The organism is Arthrobacter sp. NPDC058192, from assembly GCF_042883665.1.
Classification (GTDB): Bacteria; Actinomycetota; Actinomycetes; order Actinomycetales; family Micrococcaceae; genus Arthrobacter.
Map to the genome: position 1 here is coordinate 17,031 of NZ_JBHVVJ010000013.1, position 16,720 is coordinate 33,750.

At 66.3% G+C, this 16,720-nt stretch carries 15 protein-coding genes and 1 riboswitch; of the genes, 4 read left to right on the plus strand and 11 right to left on the minus strand.

What is annotated here, in order from left to right:
- Positions 1-2: 2 nt before the first annotated feature.
- Positions 3-1,181: a cation:proton antiporter gene (locus ACFVVK_RS13745; protein ID WP_390267728.1), complete on the minus strand. Its 1,179-nt coding sequence runs from the start codon at positions 1,179-1,181 to the stop codon at positions 3-5.
- Positions 1,182-1,188: 7 nt separating this feature from the next.
- Positions 1,189-1,443 (minus strand): hypothetical protein, encoded by a 255-nt coding sequence (locus ACFVVK_RS13750; RefSeq protein WP_390267731.1) that lies wholly within the window; start codon positions 1,441-1,443, stop codon positions 1,189-1,191.
- Between the two features lie 174 nt (positions 1,444-1,617).
- Positions 1,618-1,818: riboswitch (cyclic di-AMP (ydaO/yuaA leader) on the plus strand.
- Between the two features lie 3 nt (positions 1,819-1,821).
- Between ACFVVK_RS13750 and ACFVVK_RS13755 the strand changes: the two genes are divergently transcribed.
- Entirely contained in the window at positions 1,822-2,523 is a 702-nt protein-coding gene (locus ACFVVK_RS13755) for a hypothetical protein (RefSeq protein ID WP_390267734.1), read from the plus strand.
- A gap of 129 nt (positions 2,524-2,652) precedes the next feature.
- Here the strand turns inward: ACFVVK_RS13755 and ACFVVK_RS13760 are convergent, their stop codons facing one another.
- The 5 genes from ACFVVK_RS13760 to ACFVVK_RS13780 all read right to left on the minus strand — a co-directional run bounded on the left by ACFVVK_RS13760 (position 2,653) and on the right by ACFVVK_RS13780 (position 6,559).
- Positions 2,653-3,678: a sensor histidine kinase gene (locus ACFVVK_RS13760; RefSeq protein WP_390267737.1), complete on the minus strand. Its 1,026-nt coding sequence runs from the start codon at positions 3,676-3,678 to the stop codon at positions 2,653-2,655.
- A complete protein-coding gene (locus ACFVVK_RS13765; protein ID WP_390267740.1) occupies positions 3,671-4,345 on the minus strand; it encodes a response regulator transcription factor in 675 nt (224 codons plus the stop codon). The genes ACFVVK_RS13760 and ACFVVK_RS13765 overlap by 8 nt, the downstream gene beginning before the upstream one ends.
- 5 nt (positions 4,346-4,350) lie before the next feature.
- Positions 4,351-5,082: a VTT domain-containing protein gene (locus tag ACFVVK_RS13770; RefSeq protein ID WP_390267743.1), complete on the minus strand. Its 732-nt coding sequence runs from the start codon at positions 5,080-5,082 to the stop codon at positions 4,351-4,353.
- A gap of 2 nt (positions 5,083-5,084) precedes the next feature.
- Positions 5,085-5,891, minus strand: coding sequence for a phosphatase PAP2 family protein (locus ACFVVK_RS13775; protein ID WP_390267746.1), 807 nt, complete (start codon positions 5,889-5,891; stop codon positions 5,085-5,087).
- A gap of 110 nt (positions 5,892-6,001) precedes the next feature.
- Positions 6,002-6,559, minus strand: coding sequence for a dihydrofolate reductase family protein (locus tag ACFVVK_RS13780; protein WP_390267749.1), 558 nt, complete (start codon positions 6,557-6,559; stop codon positions 6,002-6,004).
- Positions 6,560-6,818: 259 nt separating this feature from the next.
- On the opposite strand from ACFVVK_RS13780, the gene ACFVVK_RS13785 reads away from it, so the two are divergent.
- Positions 6,819-7,868, plus strand: coding sequence for a serine hydrolase (locus ACFVVK_RS13785; protein ID WP_390267752.1), 1,050 nt, complete (start codon positions 6,819-6,821; stop codon positions 7,866-7,868).
- 50 nt (positions 7,869-7,918) lie between these two features.
- Here the strand turns inward: ACFVVK_RS13785 and ACFVVK_RS13790 are convergent, their stop codons facing one another.
- Genes ACFVVK_RS13790 through ACFVVK_RS13805 form a run of 4 tightly spaced genes read right to left on the minus strand, consistent with a single transcriptional unit; the run spans position 7,919 to position 15,659 of the window.
- Entirely contained in the window at positions 7,919-8,830 is a 912-nt protein-coding gene (locus ACFVVK_RS13790) for a hypothetical protein (RefSeq protein ID WP_390267755.1), read from the minus strand.
- 42 nt (positions 8,831-8,872) lie between these two features.
- Complete coding sequence (locus ACFVVK_RS13795; protein WP_390267758.1) at positions 8,873-12,013, minus strand: efflux RND transporter permease subunit; 3,141 nt, start codon at positions 12,011-12,013, stop codon at positions 8,873-8,875.
- Positions 12,014-12,015: 2 nt separating this feature from the next.
- Positions 12,016-12,480 carry a hypothetical protein gene (locus ACFVVK_RS13800; protein ID WP_390267761.1) on the minus strand — a complete coding sequence of 155 codons (465 nt, stop codon included), beginning with the start codon at positions 12,478-12,480 and terminating at the stop codon, positions 12,016-12,018.
- Positions 12,477-15,659, minus strand: a complete 3,183-nt coding sequence (locus ACFVVK_RS13805; protein ID WP_390267764.1) for an efflux RND transporter permease subunit — start codon at positions 15,657-15,659, stop codon at positions 12,477-12,479. Before ACFVVK_RS13805 ends, ACFVVK_RS13800 begins: the two co-directional genes overlap by 4 nt.
- Before the next feature lie 298 nt (positions 15,660-15,957).
- Between ACFVVK_RS13805 and ACFVVK_RS13810 the strand changes: the two genes are divergently transcribed.
- Complete coding sequence (locus tag ACFVVK_RS13810) at positions 15,958-16,152, plus strand: DUF1918 domain-containing protein (protein ID WP_390267767.1); 195 nt, start codon at positions 15,958-15,960, stop codon at positions 16,150-16,152.
- Between the two features lie 67 nt (positions 16,153-16,219).
- Complete coding sequence (locus tag ACFVVK_RS13815; protein WP_390267770.1) at positions 16,220-16,687, plus strand: SRPBCC family protein; 468 nt, start codon at positions 16,220-16,222, stop codon at positions 16,685-16,687.
- Positions 16,688-16,720 lie beyond the last annotated feature (33 nt).

Genomic DNA, 16,720 nt, shown 5'->3' on the forward strand with positions numbered 1-16,720 from the left:
CCTTATCCGACGGCGCTGCCGGCATTGCCGCGTCCTCCGTGGACGTTCGGCGGAAGTGCGAACGTCCTGGCGGCCCGCGACCCGGCCACAGCGCTCGCCGCAATGGTGACCAGCGCACCCACCAGCAGGGCCGCTGCCTCGCCGGGGAGCAGCACCTGAAGCTGCGTGCCGATGCTCGCCGCCGCCACCGGAACGCCGAGCTGGGCCGCCGACAACACACCGAGCGGCAGCGGGAGTCCCAGGAAGGCCAAGCCCGCGTGGGTCAGCAGCGTTCCCGCCCCCAGGGCCATGCCCAAGCCGATCATGTCCGGATGCCCGGCCAGGTCCTTGAGTGTGAGGGAGGCACCAAGCCAGACGAAGAACACCGGGCCCAGAAAGCCGTCACTGACGGCGAACAATTGCCGGGCCAGCCGCCGCGGTTCGCCGACGGCAGCCATGACCAGGCCGAAGGAGAAGCCGGCCATCATCACCGAGACATTGCTGAACGTCGCCACACCGGCCAGGGCAAAAAGGACCGCCAGCTGGACGCGCAGTTCCAGGGCGAACTTGCGGGCTTCCGAGAGCCGGTGGAAGCGCCCGCGGATGCCGCTGCTCTCCAGCCGACGCAGCACAAAGAAGAGCGCGACGGAGCACGCCGTCACTGTTAGCAGGCCCAGTGCCGCCCGCCCGGCGTGCGGCGGGTCCACCATAAGCGGCAGCGCCACAATGCAGGCGATGTCGGCGATCGCCACCTGCGCGATCATGGCGACGACGGCGGGTCCGCCCAGCCGCAGGGAGTCGACGATCGGAAGGACCAAGGCAGCCGACGACGACGCCAGCAGCACGACGTACAGGGGAGCATGTCCGGTCCCGAAAAGCAGACCGATTCCGGTTCCGACGGCCACGGCAGCCGCTGTGGCAGCCGCGGCCCGCCGGGCACCATGGCCGAGTGCGGAACGGATCACCGGATCCCTCACCGGAACATGGGTTCCGGCCACAAACATCATCAGCGCAAACCCGATGTTGGCCAGCAGGCTGAATGTCGGATCGGCCGGGTCCACGAGGCCCAGCCCGCTCCGCCCGATCAGGATTCCTGCCAGCAGTTCGCCCAGCACCACCGGCAGCCGCCAGCGCACCGGCAGTGCCAGCAGGGGACCGGCCAGGGCCGCGACGGAGATCAGCGCCAGGGACAGGAACGTCATGGCGCGCCTAGCCTGCCGACCGGCGTTCCACCACCGCGTACGCTCGGCCATCCAAGAAGGCCCAGTCATTGACCACCATGAACCCGAGCGTGTCCACCCGGTCGTTCAGGACGTGCTCGTCGAAGCCGCCGTCGCGCGGTTCCGCATCCCACGTAGCCACGTGCACGTCTTGCCCGTCCAGGATCAGCAGTTCGGTGTTGACGTCGAAATCCTCCTGGGGCTGGTTGCTCAACTGGCAGATGGCAACGCAGTGGTTTCTCATCTTGGGCCTCCGCTTCGAGGTGGTGCTGATGGCATCATCCTACGTTCGGAAGCCCTGCCGCCCTATGGGCAGCGTCCGCTCCGGGTGTGGCCTTCGTTACCTTAATGTGACATTTGGCCGGACCTCGGGTTACCGTGGATATGTGCCCAGTTGATTCCGAGACGGGCGCCCCCCAGCCGATTGCCTAACTCTGCCGCGGCCCGGGGGTAACTCGCATCGACGACCGGCAGAGACGGGGAAACCACTTTTGACCTGCTGATCACGCAGGTCTTGGGGTGAAGCCGCACAGTGCCCGCTATGACGGGCCCGGGAGTGCGGCCGGGTGCCTCCCATCCGAATCCGACAGCTCACCTCGCAGGCATTGGGAGAGGTACATTCTTGTCTTCAATCAATACTTTTGCGCGCCATGCCGCCGTTCTCGCCGCCGCATCGGGCCTCGTTCTGACCACCGGAATGGCGGCCAACGCCGCCACAGCACCGGTGCAGCGCGGTGCCGTCGCGGCGTCCCATGTGGACGTCAAGGGACTGGTCAGCGCGCCGCTCACGGCCGATTCAAGCGTTAGGATCAGCTTCGACCGCCCCGCGGTGGCTGCCGTCGCCGCGCCGGTCACCCAACAGCCCAAGCCCGCCGCCGCAGTTCCTGCCGCAGTTCCCGCAGTAGCGCCTGCGGCGAAGCCCGTGGCGCCGAAGGCAACCGTGCACGTTCAGGCGGCCCCGGCCGCAGCGCCCGCTGCCAAAGCCCCCGCCGCTCTGGCGCCCGCTGCCGGCCGCAACGCCATCATGCTGGCTTCCGCCTACCGCCAGGTGGGCATCACGCAGGACTGCACCGCCATGGTGGAAAAAGCCCTTCGCGCGGCGGGTAAGCCGGTTGGCGACATCGGTCCGCGGGCCTTCCTTGGCCTCGGAACCCGTGTCTCGACCCCGATCCCCGGCGACATGGTGGTCCAGTCCGGCCACGTCGGCATCTACGCCGGCAACGGCCGCGTGGTCAGCGGCGGCATGAACTACAAGAACCAGACGATGGTCCACCCCCTCTCCTGGCTCACCGCGACGGGCCCCGTGACCTTCGTCCGCGCCTAGGCCGTAGTGCCCCACGGGGCGAGAACACTTCCAGGCCAGAACAAACCGGGCCTGTTAGTCCGGAAAGACCGGCGATCGACTGCCTTTGGGGGCAGGCGATCGCCGGTTTTTTCCTGTGCCGTCACTCTGTCATATGCGATGCGGTCTCCTTGCGCCCTCATCCGCTGCCAGCGGAAGCGTCATCTTCATGACGGTTCCTCCGGGACCGGTCGCAGCCACCGCGACGGTGCCCCCGGCAGCCACCGCGATTTCCCGGACCAGGGCCAAACCAATGCCGAAGCTCCGCTGTCCCTGCGTCCCGCCGCTGCTGGAGGTCCGCACAAAACGGTCAAAGATCCGGTCCTGGTCCACACCGGTGATTCCGGTCCCCGTGTCCGCAACGGTGATGACCGCGCGCTTTTGCTCGATCGCGGTCCTGATGGATACGCGGCCGCCCGGCGGGGTGTGAGCGAGCGCGTTATCTGCCAGGGCGAGGACAGCACGGCGGAATGCATTTTCATCGACCCGCGCCTGCGGCCGGGCGTCGGCGGCGAATTCCAGGTGTACGTCCCGTTGCTCTGCCACCAGCCGGATGCTCTCGGCAACGCCGGCGGCGGCGACGGCCAAATCCACTGGCGGTATTGCTGGGTTGGGGGCGTCGGCGGTTGCGGCGAGCAGGAGTTCGTTGACGATGCCGGTCAGCGTGGCAGCGTCCTTGCGGATCAGGGCCAGGTCCTGACCGTGCTTGGATACGGGCTCGACGTTGCGCTGGGCCAGCTGGATCCGGGTGTCCAGGATGGTCAAGGGGGTGCGGAGTTCGTGGCTGGCGTCCTGGACGAAGCGCCGTTGCCGGGCCAGGGCGTCACCGAGGGGGCGGATGGCGCTGCGCGCGCTGAGCCAGCCGACGACGCCCGCCAGCAGGATCCCCGCCGCACCGGCGATGACCATGGCTGCGAGCACGTCCCTGGAATCGAGGTACGCGTACGCCGTCCCGGACCCTGCCGGGCCCGGAACTTCCGGGTGGGCCAGCTGGTTCACGAGGTAGAGGGCCGTGGCGGCGAGGAGGCCGATGACCATGACCGCGCAGGCGGCGCTGATCCGGAGGGCGACCTTGAGTGAGGCCCTGCGGAGTGTGGACTGGTCCGGATTTTCGCCGGCGGTCCCGCCGCTACTCATGGGCATCTCCGATCTGGTAGCCGATGCCGTGAACCGTGCGGATGATGGTCTTGGTGATTTTCCGGCGCAGGTGATGAACATAGGTATCGATCACGCCGGGCTGGTCGGAGTCATGGAAGTAGGCCGCCAGAAGTTCGTCCCTGGTGAAGACCCGGTCCGGTTCGGCGGCCAGAGCTGCCAGCAATTGGCCTTCTTTTGCCGTCAGGGACACTGTGTGCCCGTAAACGGACCGGGCTGAGCGCTGCCGCGGGTCGAATTCCCAGTCCCCGACCGTCACTGCTGTCGGCGCGGAAGCGTAGGTGCGCGTCAGTGCGCGCAAGCGCGCCGCGAGCTCGCCGGCGTCGAAAGGTTTGGTCACATAGTCGTCGGCGCCCGCGTCCAGGCCCCGGACCTTCTCCTCGGCGGCGCCCAGCGCCGTCAGGATCAAAATGGGGGTGGCGATGCCTTTTGACCGCAACGCCGCGATCAGGGCTATGCCATCCATCGCCGGCAGCCCGCGGTCAATCACCATGACATCCCAGGCCCCGGTCAGTCCCAAATGCAGGCCATCATGACCGTTGGCGACCAGCCGGACCCGGTAGTCGGGTTCCAGCAGCTCGGCGATCAGCGGTCCCAGGACGGCGTCGTCCTCAACGAGTAACAGGGAGGGCCGGTCCGTGGTGGTCATGGCAGCTATTCTTCCGTGGCCATTTCCTCTGCCCGTAATCCGTCCTCAGTTCCCTCTGCCGTGTCCTCGGTGGCCGCGCCGGCACGTGCGCTCTTGCGGCGGCGCTTGAGGAACTGGATGATCGCCGGAAGGACGGAGAAGAGGACCATGGCCACGGCGATGACATCGATGTTCCTGGCGATGATGTCAAAGTGTCCCAGCCAGGTGCCCAGCAGGGTCACGGAGCCGGCCCACGCCAGCGCGCCGGTGATGTTCCAGAGGGTGAAGGACTTGTAGTCATAGCGCGCGATACCGGCACTGAGCGGGGCAAAGGTTCTGACCATGGGGACGAAGCGGGCCAGCACGACGGCGGCGCCGCCGTGGCGGCGGAAGAAGTCCTCCGTGGTGGTCAGGTGCGCCGTCTTCAGGATCCGCGCATCGTCCTTGAACCAGCGCCGGCCAAAAGTGCGCCCCAGCATGTAGCCGACCTGGTCCCCTGCGATGGCGGCGGCCGTGACGACGCCGATCAGCACCGGCAACGTCAGTTGCAGCTGGTGGTGCAGGAGGCCCGCCGTGAAGAGCAGCGAATCTCCGGGAAGGAAAGGAAAGAGCACGCCGGACTCAACGAAGACCATGAGCGCGATAACACCCAAAGCGCCGGGGCCGAGCCCGGCCAGCAGGCTTGCGGGGTCCAGCAGAGACGGTGACCCGGCGGCCTGCGCCGCCGGAAGGAGGGCCGCAATGTCCAAGGGGTGCATGGCTACTTCCTCTCAGTGCTCGTCGAGTCTGCGTCCGACGAACTGGCGGCCAGCGAACCGGTGGCGGAGTGCGGGGAAAGCCGGTCCGCAACCCGTGGCAGGGCACGGTTCCACAGCCCGGCAATCAGGACCACCGCTGCGCTCGCCGCCAGGAATGATGCCGCGACGTCGGTGGGGTAGTGGACGCCGATATACAGCCTTGACCACGCCACGATGAGCGCCAGCCCCGCCGCCGCGATAGCCGTGACCTTGGCCCAGCGGGTTCCGCGTGCCAGGAAGTACACCGCGAAACCCAACGCGACAGCAAAGGACACGTGGCCGCTCGGGAAACTGTTAGAGCCCGTCTCCGGCGCCAACGGATCAAACAGCAGTGCGGGGTTGGGCCGCTGGCGGGCAACGATGATCTTGAAGAATTCGCTGGCCACCGAACCGGACGACGCGACCAGTCCGAAGGCTACCGCCTTGGCCAGGCCGCCGCGGAACAGCCAGATCCCGAGCGCGGCGACGCCGATCAGTGCGAGGCCCGCGACGGGACCGAATACCACGTTCAGTATCATCGCGACGGCGGTCAAGGCGGCGGCGTGATGCTGGCTGAGGTCCTGGTCGACGCCGAGCTCGGCGGCGCTCATGCCCGGCGTCAGCTGGGCGGCCAGGCCGAGGGCGAGGACGGAAGCGGCGAGCAGGAGTCCCAGCAGCAGCCAGTGGCGGACCTGGGGGAGGACCAATAACCGCGGCCGCGCCGCGTTGGGACGGCTTTGTGCAGGATGGCTGCGTGCTGCATCGGGTCGAATGGGGGCGGGTCCAGTCATGGGATTCTCCGGCTCGGGGCGTGGCGTCCGGAACGGGCGCCGGTTCCAACTCTTCCGCCGGCCGTTTAAGAAACTCTTAAGAAGTGCCTGCCGGAGGACGCCGTCGCGGCCTACGCGGCGTAACGCAGCAGCGTCACCCCGTTGCCGAAGGACCGCGTCTCCAGGAGTTGGAGTTGGGCCACGCTGTCCGAAGATTTAAACAGCGGGTTGCCCTGGCCGACCAGTACCGGGTGGATGTACAACCAGTATTCGTCGATCAGCCCGTGCCGCCGGAACGTGTCGGCCAGGTTTGCCCCGCCAAGGGCCAGGTCCCCGCCCGGCTGGGCCTTCAGCGCCTGGACCTCGTCGACCACCACCTCCGGGACCACAGTGGTGTTCCAGCCGGTCGTCGAGAGGGTCCGGGAGTACACGATCTTGGGCATGTCCCGCCAAATGCGGGCGAACTCGGCCATCGAAGGGTTGGTGTCGGGGTCCGAGTCCGCCGTCGGCCAGAAGTCCGCCATCAACTCGTACGTGACCCTTCCGTCCAGGAAGGCGCCCATGGCGGCGAGCTGTTCGTTGAAGTGGCGGTGGAGTTCGTCGTCGACCATATGCCAGCTCAGGTCCTGGTTCAGGCCCTCGAAGAACCCGTCGAGGGACACCTGCATGGAAAGGATGACTTTGCGCATCGCCGCTCCTTTGCCTCTCACCAGCGCGTCTTTCACAGCGTACGCCTCTGCAGAAGCCCCGCAACTGAGAGCGTGAAAGTTTGGAGAAGTGACGGAACGCGGGAGGGCGGTCGCTAGCTTAATCAACGGCCGAACTCTTGTGTCTGGAGTTGCTAGCGGGAAGAATGCGAAAGACTTTGGTGCCCAGCCGGGGTCAGCCGCGTACGGAGGGAGACAGATGCCCGCGAAAGTTCCGAGCACAAGTCCCGCGGAAAATCGGATGGCTCAGCCGGCGCGCCACTACGGCTCCGGCTTGCACCGGGCGGACAGCGGTTCCAGACCGGGACCTCTCGCTTCGCGCGTCGGGAGAATCCGGCCGCAGCACCTGGCCGCCGCCGTCGTCGCAGTTGCCCTTGTGGCAGCCGGCGGCGTCTACGCGGTGAGCCAGCCGGATCCTCAGGCCGACCCGCCCGCCGCCGCGGCCGAGCCCTCCGCAACTGCGGGCCAACCATCCGTCGCATCCCCGCTCACGGCGCCCCGGATGTCGGTGGCACCGGCGGCCAGTGCCGCCCCCACCGCGAGCGCCAAAGCGGCCGCCACGAAACCCGCTGCAAATCCACTCCCCGCCGCCGCGGTCCCGGCCGTCGGCCCCAAGCTGGACAGCCAGATCCGCGCGATTATCGCCGCCAATGGCTCCTATGCAGTGGGGGTGTCGTTGATCGATCTCTCCGACGGCGTGGTCCACGGCTACGGGGACCAAAGCAACTTTGTGGCCGCGAGTACGGCCAAAATCCTGGCCGCTTCGGCCTACTACCACCTCGTGGAGACCGGGCGCGCCTCGCTGAATTCCCGGCTGGGAGCGTCGACGGCGGGGGCCCAGATCCGGCAGATGGTCCAGCAAAGCAACAACAATTCATGGGCACTGATCCAGAGGGCGGTCGGTCGGCGGGGCATGACGGACTACGCTGCGTCGCTCGGGATCGGGTACGACTTTACCGTGAACCTGTTGACCCCGGCGGAGATGGCCCGGACGCTTCAGCTGCTCTACACAGGACGGCTGCTCAACGCGCAGCACACAGCCGAGCTTTTGTCGTACATGCAGAACACCAACTACGAGACGCTGATCCCGTCCGCGGTTCCGCCCGGGGTAGGGGTATATCACAAGTACGGACTGCTCTTTGGCAACCTGCATGACGCGAGCATTCTGGTCAAGGACGGCCGGGCCTTCGTGTTCGTCGTCTACACCCGCGGCAAAAACTACGCTGACATGGACCCGCGGGCCCGGATCATCCAGCAGCTCACCCGGACCGTGTCGGCCACGCTGTTCTGAGGGCCGCCGTTCCGGCTGTCACTGCAGCTGTCATCGTCGGGCGGCCGTGGTCATGAGCACCTGGCCTTGGCCCGTTCTGTGGTGCCGTAGACTCCGGGGCTGACCGCGTAGCCGTGCCGGTCCTGCGCCAGCGCTCGCTTGTTGACGGCGGCCAGTGCAGCCTCGTCGAGCCTGGTGGTCGAGTGGAGGTTCAGGAATTCCTGGCTGTCACCGCTGGTGGCCGTTACTTTGAAACTTCCCACTCCGGCCCGGTAATACTTCTGCTGGTGGCCGGCGGAGGACCCTTCGAGGGGGTTGAACTCGTCGATCTTGAGAGTCTTGGCCGTCTTGCTGGCCACCTGGCCGCAGTCCAAGAATTCAATCGCGGGCGCTGACGCCTGCGTGTAGGGGCCGGATCCCTTCGACGGGTGCGCCAGCATGGCGATGCCGGCACGTGCTTTGTCTACCCCTGCGATAAACGTGTTGGGGGCGCCAGCAAACTTCCCGCCGTCGAACTCCTCCGGGTACTCGCCCAACAGCCAGACCGCACCCTTCTCCGTCTGCGCAAAGAAGGCCAGCTCGGATTCTTCCAGGACTCCGTCGTTGTAGTCCCGGTCCCACAGGACAATCGTGCGGACTCCGTGGACCATTTTGGTCAGCCCCGTCACGATGGACACCACTTTGTGCGTGTGGACCTCTGGCGGCTTGGTGGTGAGGTCCGTGACGCGGCCGATGAACTCGGAGCGCGTTCCCGGTTTCATGGGGAGCCAGGTGTTGTCCACCTCCGGCCGGCGGGGGAAGTCACGCGCCCTAAAGGCCGGGAGGGACCCAGGGCCGCAGTCTGTCGGGGGACCGGCCTGGGGGGCGGCGCCGGCGGAACCTGTCGGGGCCGGACCCGTGCCGGCCTCAGCTGCCCCGGACGTGAAGAGTGACAATGGCAACGCCACGAGGCAACTGACTACGGCAATGTGCTTGCGGATCATCGGATATTTCCTTTGCGGGTTCCAGCGGGGTTGTGGCCGGACTCAGACGGTCGCTGTCCCGTCTGTGGCGCGCTCCCGTTCGAGCGACTTCTTGGACTTGGCGAACCGGAGGTACAAGGAGGGAACGATGAATAGGTTCAGCAGCGTGGAGGTCACCAGACCGCCCAAGATGACCACGGCCATGGGGTGCTCGATCTCATGGCCCGGGACGTTGCCCATGACCACGAGGGGAACCAAAGCCAGCGCGGTCGCCAGCGTGGTCATGAGGATCGGCGAAAGCCGCTCCGAAGCCCCACGCATGACCAGGGGCCGCCCGAAGCGCTCTCCCTCATTCCGTTCCAGGTGCTGGCAGTGGTTGATGAGCAGGATGCCGTTGCGCGCGGCGATCCCCATCACGGTAAGGAACCCGACAACCGACCCCAGGGACAGGACGCCGCCGGAGATGAATGCCGCGATGACCCCGCCCACCAGCGCTACCGGCAGCGTCAGTAGCGACAACACGGCCAGCCGCCAGCTCCGGAACGATGTCTGCAGCAGCAGCAGGATCAGGGCGAGGGCAGCCGCGGCGAAGATCATGAGCCGGTTCGTGGCTGCCTGGCGTTCGGTGTACTCGCCAAGCAGCTGCACGCTGTAGCCGGCTGGCAGATCCAGCTTCTCCAGCCGTGCCTGCAGCTCGCCGACAACCTCTCCAAGATCTGCGCCCTGCGCGAGGAAGGAGCCGACTTCCACCCGGCGGGACCCGTTGGTGCGGTCGATCTGGTTAGGCACGGCCTGCAGACTGACGGCCGCGACGTCGGCGAGGCGGACGCGCTGGCCACTGGGCGTATCGATAGGCAGGTCCTCGATGCTGGTGACGCTGGAACGGGTTGCCGGCGTGCTCCAGACCTGGACGTCGTAGGCCCGCCCGTCGCGGAAGACGTCCCCCACCTCTTCGCCGGCCACAAGCGTCGCGGCTGCCCGCCTCACGTCCCCGGGTTTGAGCCCGTACTTCTGTGCCTTGGCGAGGTCAACGGTCACGGCAATTTGCGGGACCTCCACCTCCAGGGACACATGCGAGTCTTCGGTGCCCTGGATGTCCTCCAGAATCGCCTTGACCCGTTGGGCCTGTGCCCGCAGCGTGGGGAGATCATCCCCATAAACACGGACAAGGATGGGTTCGCTGGCGCCGGTCAGGACCTCCTCGATCCGTTCCTTCAGATAGGTCTGGACGTCCCGGAACAGGCCCGGATACCCGTCCACAACTCCCTGGACGTTGGCCAGGGTCTTCTCGTAGTCCGCGTGCCGGTCGATGCTGATCCAGTGCTCACCGGCGTTGACGCCGACGATCTCGTCCGCGGCGAACGCCTGGCCGATGTGCGTGCCGCAGTTCAGGACGCCCGGGACCTGGAGGAACTCCGAGCAGCCGCGCTGCGAGATCCGGAATTCCTCCTCCGCTGAGGTGCCAGGCTGCGAGATCCAGTGCATCAGGAAGTCCCGTTCCTTGAAAGTTGGGAAGAGGGACTGGCCCAGCAGGGGAACAATGGCCAGGCCCACCATCGCCAGGACGCCGAAGCCCGCGTATCCGTACCGGGGCCGGTTCATGAACCTTGTCAGGACCGCGTGGTAGCCGCGTTTGAGCACCCGGACCAGCGGAGCATCGCGTTGGTCCAGTTTGGCATTGCCCAGCAGGATCAGCGCCAGGGCCGGCGTAACCGTCAGTGCCACCAGCATGGATGCCAGGACAGCCAGGGTGTAGGTGATGGCCAGCGGCCGGAAGAACACCCCGGTCAGTCCTTCCAGGAAGAAGATCGGCACGGCGGCGACCACGATGATCAGCGTTGCGTACACAATCGGGCTACGCATCTCGACCGAAGCTTTCAGGACCACGGACGCGGCAGATTCGGTGCTCCCCTGGGCGCGCTGCTGCCGCAACCTGCGCATGATGTTTTCGACGTCGATGATCGCGTCATCGACCACCACCCCAACGGCGATGACCAGCCCCGCCAGGACCATCGTGTTGATCGAACTTGCCGTGTAGTACAGCACCAGTGCGGCTGTGAGCAGGGACAACGGGATGGCGATGAGGCTGATCAGGGCCGTGCGCCATTGGAAGAGGAACGCGACGAGGATCATCACGACGAGCAGGCAGCCAAGCAGCAAGGCTGTGCTGAGGTTCGAGATTGACTCTTCGACAAAGCTGGCGGGCCGGAAGATGGTGGTGTCGAACTTGATGCCGCTCAGTCCGGGCTGCAGTTCGTGGAGGGCTTCCTCTACGCCTTTGGTCACGTCCAGGGTGTTACCCCACGGCAGCTTTTCGACGATGAGCATGAGCCCGTGTCCGTTGTTGATCACGGCATCGCCAATGAGCGGCTGGTGGTCCTCCACGACCCGGGCCACATCTCCCAGATGCAGCGCCACGCCGTCCTTCTCCCGAATAGTCACCTGGGCCAGATCTGCGGACGTCTGAATCGGCTGGACGTGCCTGATCCCCATTCTCTGGGTGGGGCTTTCGATGAAGCCGCCCGTGCCGATGAAACGTCCCGGTGAGTACTGCAGCAGACCGGCGTCGAGGGCGCCGGCGGTGACTTCCATGACCTGGTTGAGTGAAACGTTCTGGGCCTTGAGCTTGTCCGGTTCCACTTGTACCTGCAGCATCTGGAGCCGCTCGCCCCAAATAGCCACGTTGGCCACGCCGGGGACCCGCAACAGCCGGGCCCGGATGGTCCAGTAGGACAGCATGGACATCTCAATGAGCGAGTGTTCGGACGAGGTCATCCCGATCTTCATCACCCGGCTCGTGGCCGACAGCGGCTGCAGCATCACCGGCGGGGCGGCCCAGGTGGGCAGCGCCGCGGTTACCGAGGACATCCGTTCCGAGACCAGCTGGCGGGCGTTGAGCAGGTCCGTGCCCTGGTGGAAGATCAGCACGATAGAGGACAACTGGGGCACGGATTTGGACCGGATCTCGTCCAGGCCCGGCATACCGCTTACCGCGGCCTCAATCGGCACGCTCACCAGCTCTTCGACTTCCTGGGCGGTCAGTCCCAGGCAAGCGGTTTGGATTTCAACGCGCGGCGGCGCGAATTCCGGAAAAACATCCACGGATGCCGAGCCCAGCTGCAGCGAACCGAGCAGCATCACCGCGCACGCAATAGCGACAACGACTGTCTTGAACCTAAGGCTGATCCCGATGAGCCAGCGCATCCTCACTCACCCACATCGAATTCGGCGCCTAAGAGTTCCTCGGCGCCGGTCGTGACGACGACGGTGCCGGCCGGCGGCCCGTCCGTCAGCAGGGCAACCTGGCCGTTGATCCGTTCCACCGTGACGGACCGGCGGATGTAGACCTGGGGCTCCGGGTTGGTGTAGACCCATGTCTTGCCGGCGCTGTCATAGATGATGGCCCCGTAGGGGACGGTGAGCTTGTGCGTCTTGGGATCCTGGGCCGTTGCGGCTGTCCGGATTCCGGTGCGTTCGACGGCGTGTTCGGTCAGGGTGAGCCGGTGGAGGTCGGTGCCGGGTATTTCGGCCACGACCGCCGGGCTGTCGCCGCCGGGGGCATTGTCCGGCGTCTGGGCACAGCCAGCCAGGCCGACTGCCGTGAGCACGGCCACGAAGGATGCAGGGATGACTGCCGCGGCCCTCTTGCCCCGCGAAGGTGTGGAGTTCATGACGCATCCTGACTTTCAGTGCGTGGAGCGGGGCCCTGGGCGTTCGGCGCTGCGGCGGCTCGCTTCGGCTCGAACCGAAGCAGCGTGGCGGGCACAACAAACAGGGTGAAGAAGACGGTGGTCAGCAGGCCGCCCCAGATGATCACGGCGAGGGGCAGGATGATTTCCGTTCCGACGACGCCCCCGAAGAGGACCAGGGGCAACAGCGCCACGGCCGTGATCAGGGTCGAGGCCAGGACGGGTCCCAGCCGCTGCCTGGCGCCGCGGGTCACGAGTGCGGGCCATGGCGCTGAGGCGTCCCCGGCACGCAGGCTGCGCACAGTGCCGACCAGTAGGAGCGCGCCGCGGACGGCGATGCCCAGGACGGCGGCAAACGCGACCAGGGCCACTAGGGAGTTGACGCCGCCCGTAAGCTGGGCGGCCAGCACGCCACCGGACAGCGCCAGAACCAGGCCCAGGAAGAGTGGGGCGGCGAGCCGCCAGCTTCCTGTCGCCGTCTGCAGCAGCACTAGGATGCCTGCGGCGGCGACCGCCGCGAGCAGCCACAGCCATTCGAAGTTGCTTTGCTGCTGGGCATACTGGGGCAGGATCTCGGCGTGGTAGGAGATCGGGAACTGCATCTGCTGCAGGCTTGCGTTGATGTCACGTTCGATGTCGCCCAGCGGACGGCCCTGGATATCGGCTTTCACGTCGATGCGCCGCGACGTGTCGTCATGCAGGATCACGGACTCGTTCCCGACCATGGTCACTTGGGCTACGTCGCCCAGGCGGGCGTGGCCGCCGCTGGGAGTGTCGATGATCAGGTTGCGGACGCTGTCAAGGCTGCTCCTGGTGGCCGCAGCCCCCTTCACGACGACCGAGAAGACTTTCTGCTGTTCGTAGAGGTTCCCGACTTCAATGCCCTGCAGCAGGGCGGCAGCCGCCCGCCGCACTTCGCCTGGTACGACTCCGGCCTTTTGGGCCTTGGCAAGATCCACCTTGACCTCGGCGATGGGTTGTTCGGCCGGCAGGTCGACGTGGGGATTGCCAACTCCCGCCGTGTGCCCGAGAATCTGCTGCACCTCCGCCGCTTTCTGCCGCAGTATCGCCGGGTCGAGTCCATAGACGCGGACGGCAAAGCCGGAGTCGGCTTCTTCCCGGATCTGGTCGATGCGTTCCTGCGGATAGGTGGAGACTTTGCTGGTCAGCCCCGGATAGCCGGCAATGAGCCGCTCGACCGAGGCGGCCGTGTCGGCATAGGCCGCGTCGGCGGCCACGGTGACCCACAGCTCGCCGGAGCTGACGTCGCCGACTTGATCCGAGGTGATTGCCCGTCCTACATGTCCTCCGACGTTGGCGACACCAGGCAGCGCCCGCAGCTCCTGGGCAGCGGCCTCGGTAATCCGGCCCATCTCCTGGTCGGATGTGCCGGCCATCGCACTCCAATGCACCACCAGGGTCTTGTCGGCAAGGACTGGCACAACGGGCTGGCTGGCGGCTAGGAAGGGAACGAGGGCGAGCCCCGCGAGCGCCACCACAGCGCCGGCGGCGAACACCCAGCGCGTCTTGCCGGCCAGGCGCGTCACCGCTCTGCCGTAGGAACCCTGAAGCCGGCGCAGGGACCGGCGTTCCCTCGCGGAGGAGCCCACGGGGAGGTAGTAGGCCAGTGCGGCCGTGACGGTCAGCGCCACGATCATGGAGGCAACCAGGGCGAGCAGGTAGCTCTGGACCAAGGGGCCGAAGAGGGCCTCGTTCTCGCCCGCGATGGAGAGGGCGGGCAAGACGGCCAGCGCCGTGATCAGCAGCGAGTAGAGCATCGGGGTGCGGGCCGCGCGCAAAGCCTCCGGGATAAGCGCCTCGCGCTCCTCGCGCGTCTCCTGCCGGCCGGCGTCGCCGGCCGTCTGGGCTGATGCGGCCGCGGCGCGACGGGTCCGGGCGATGCCGCTGAGGTCCTCGGCGACATCCCCCACGATGTCGGCTAAGGCCAGCACCATGCCCGCCAGGACCATGGCGTTCATCCCGGTGCCGCGCGCTTCGAGCACCAGCGCCGCCGCGGTCAGCGACACCGGAATGCTGATGAGGCTGATCAGGGCCGTGCGCCAGGAGCGGAAGAAGGCGCCAATCATGCCCACGATCACCAGCAGCGTGACCAGCAGGGCGATGCCGAGCGTCCCGACCTCCTCGTCGATGAAGGATGCCTGCCGGTAGACGCTGGTGTCGATCGTGACCCCGGGCAGGCCAGGTTGGAGTGCGCGGAGTTCCTCGTCAACGCCCCGGGTCACGTCCATCGTGTTCGCGTCCGGGAACTTTTCGATCACCAGCAACAACTCGGGATCCTTGCCCAGCAGAGCATCGCCGATCAGCGGCTGGTGGTCGGTTGCGACCGTGGCCACGTCCTTGAGCAGCAGCTTCCCGGGCGATCCTTCGATCGGAACCTGGCCCAGGTCCTGCGGGGTGGTGATCGGCAGGACATGCTGGACACCGATCCGCTGGTGGCCCGTCTCGAAGAAACCGCCGGTGCCCGGTGTGGATGCCTCCAGGAAGCTTAGTGGCGAAACCCACACGGAATTGCCGGTGGTCTTGATAACTTCGTCCAGCGTCACGCCCTTGGCTTCGAGCTGCGCCGGGTCCACCAGGACTTGAAGTTGCTGGTCGCGCTGGCCCCAGATGGCCACGTTGGCCACGCCCGGTACGGCCAGGAGGCCGGGCTTCATGGTCCAGCGGGCCAGCACGGACATGTCGATGGCCGACATGTCCTTCGAGGTCAGCCGGACCATCATGACCCGGCTGGTCGAGGACAGCGGCTGCATCAGCACAGGCGCCGCGGACACGTTGGGCAGAGCGCGGGCCTGTGTCAGCCGTTCCGAGACCAGCTGGCGTGCGCGGAAGAGGTCGGTCCCGGGCTTGAAGACCATCTGGATCGACGAAAGACCGGGCACCGACTTGGACCGGATCGCCTCCACCCAGGCCACACCGTTGAGCAGGTCGGCCTCCATGGGCGAGGTGATGAGCTGCTCAACCTCGGCAGCCGAGAGCCCCAGCGCTTCAGTCTGGATCTCGACCTGCGGAGGGGCGAATTCCGGAAAGGCGTCCACGGACATGTTCGGCAGGCTCGTAAGCCCGAAGGCCAGGATTCCTGCCGCAACTGCCAGCACCAAGAGCCGGAACTGCATAACCAGACGGAGGATTGCGGTCATCATGGCTCAAACCCCGCTGGTCCTGCAGTGTTGCGCGGGTCAAAGGAATCACCCCCGCGGCTTCGACGTCGTCGGTAGCCCGGATGGCAGAGTCCGTTCAGGTGAGGGAGCTTGCCGTGCAGCAGTCCTGCCGCGAAATCGGTTTTCGGGCCAAAGCCGCCGATCCCATATGCGGGTTTGCAAAATGCCTGGCTGCTATTCATGGCAAGGCTCCTCATCCAAGGCCATAGCGCCCCCCAGCCGACAATTGCAATAATGATCTTCGGGCACAGACGCGTCAAGAGAAATGCAGGTGACCGCCATGAAGGCAGCCGCAGGGGACCGCATCATCATCCGGGGAACCACGGTCGAGTCCACGGATCGGCACGGTCTGATCCTGGAGGTAAGGGGCGCTGACGGCGCGCCGCCGTACCACGTGAGGTTCGACGACGGCCACGAGACCATCATCTTTCCGGGCGGGGACTTCGTCGTCGAACGGAACGAAGGCGGCCCGTAGGGAAGTCCTGCCATAGTCAGCAGCACGGTGGCGGGGGCTTTGCGCTCGGTTCCCCTAGGATGGCGGCATGTCTACCTATGAAGTTACCCGCAGCGCAGTCATTCCAGCACCGGCCGAGGACATCTTTCCGCTGGTCAACAGCTTCCACGAATGGACCAAGTGGTCTCCGTGGGAGGCGGTTGACCCTGCCATGGAACGGAGCTATTCAGGCAGCGACTCCGGTGTAGGGGCCAGATACGCCTGGAGCGGCAACCGCAAGGCCGGCTCCGGCACGATGGAAATAATCGCTACTGCCGAGCCGCGCAGCATCAAGATCCGCTTGGAGTTCACCAAGCCCTTCAAAGCGGTCAACCCAACCAGTTTCACGTTCACGCCGTCAGCCAGCGGCACTGAGGTTACGTGGACGATGACCGGCGAGAACAAGGGCATCGGCAAGGTCTTCGCCTTGTTCATGAACATGGACAAGATGGTTGGCACCGACTTCGAGAAGGGCCTGGCCGCGCTCGCGGCCGCCGTCGCCCAGCGCAAAGCCTAAAACCACCAGCGCAACGCCTGAGGGGAGGCCCGC

Excerpts from the sequence above, each read along its gene's own strand:
- ACFVVK_RS13745 (WP_390267728.1), bottom strand. The coding sequence starts at position 1,181 with ATGACGTTCCTGTCCCTGGCGCTGATCTCCGTCGCGGCCCTGGCCGGT.
- ACFVVK_RS13750 (WP_390267731.1), bottom strand. The coding sequence starts at position 1,443 with ATGAGAAACCACTGCGTTGCCATCTGCCAGTTGAGCAACCAGCCCCAG.
- ACFVVK_RS13760 (WP_390267737.1), bottom strand. The coding sequence starts at position 3,678 with ATGAGTAGCGGCGGGACCGCCGGCGAAAATCCGGACCAGTCCACACTC.
- ACFVVK_RS13765 (WP_390267740.1), bottom strand. The coding sequence starts at position 4,345 with ATGACCACCACGGACCGGCCCTCCCTGTTACTCGTTGAGGACGACGCC.
- ACFVVK_RS13770 (WP_390267743.1), bottom strand. The coding sequence starts at position 5,082 with ATGCACCCCTTGGACATTGCGGCCCTCCTTCCGGCGGCGCAGGCCGCC.
- ACFVVK_RS13775 (WP_390267746.1), bottom strand. The coding sequence starts at position 5,891 with ATGACTGGACCCGCCCCCATTCGACCCGATGCAGCACGCAGCCATCCT.
- ACFVVK_RS13780 (WP_390267749.1), bottom strand. The coding sequence starts at position 6,559 with ATGCGCAAAGTCATCCTTTCCATGCAGGTGTCCCTCGACGGGTTCTTC.
- ACFVVK_RS13785 (WP_390267752.1), top strand. The coding sequence starts at position 6,819 with ATGGCTCAGCCGGCGCGCCACTACGGCTCCGGCTTGCACCGGGCGGAC.
- ACFVVK_RS13790 (WP_390267755.1), bottom strand. The coding sequence starts at position 8,830 with ATGATCCGCAAGCACATTGCCGTAGTCAGTTGCCTCGTGGCGTTGCCA.
- ACFVVK_RS13795 (WP_390267758.1), bottom strand. The coding sequence starts at position 12,013 with ATGCGCTGGCTCATCGGGATCAGCCTTAGGTTCAAGACAGTCGTTGTC.
- ACFVVK_RS13800 (WP_390267761.1), bottom strand. The coding sequence starts at position 12,480 with ATGAACTCCACACCTTCGCGGGGCAAGAGGGCCGCGGCAGTCATCCCT.
- ACFVVK_RS13805 (WP_390267764.1), bottom strand. The coding sequence starts at position 15,659 with ATGATGACCGCAATCCTCCGTCTGGTTATGCAGTTCCGGCTCTTGGTG.
- ACFVVK_RS13810 (WP_390267767.1), top strand. The coding sequence starts at position 15,958 with ATGAAGGCAGCCGCAGGGGACCGCATCATCATCCGGGGAACCACGGTC.
- ACFVVK_RS13815 (WP_390267770.1), top strand. The coding sequence starts at position 16,220 with ATGTCTACCTATGAAGTTACCCGCAGCGCAGTCATTCCAGCACCGGCC.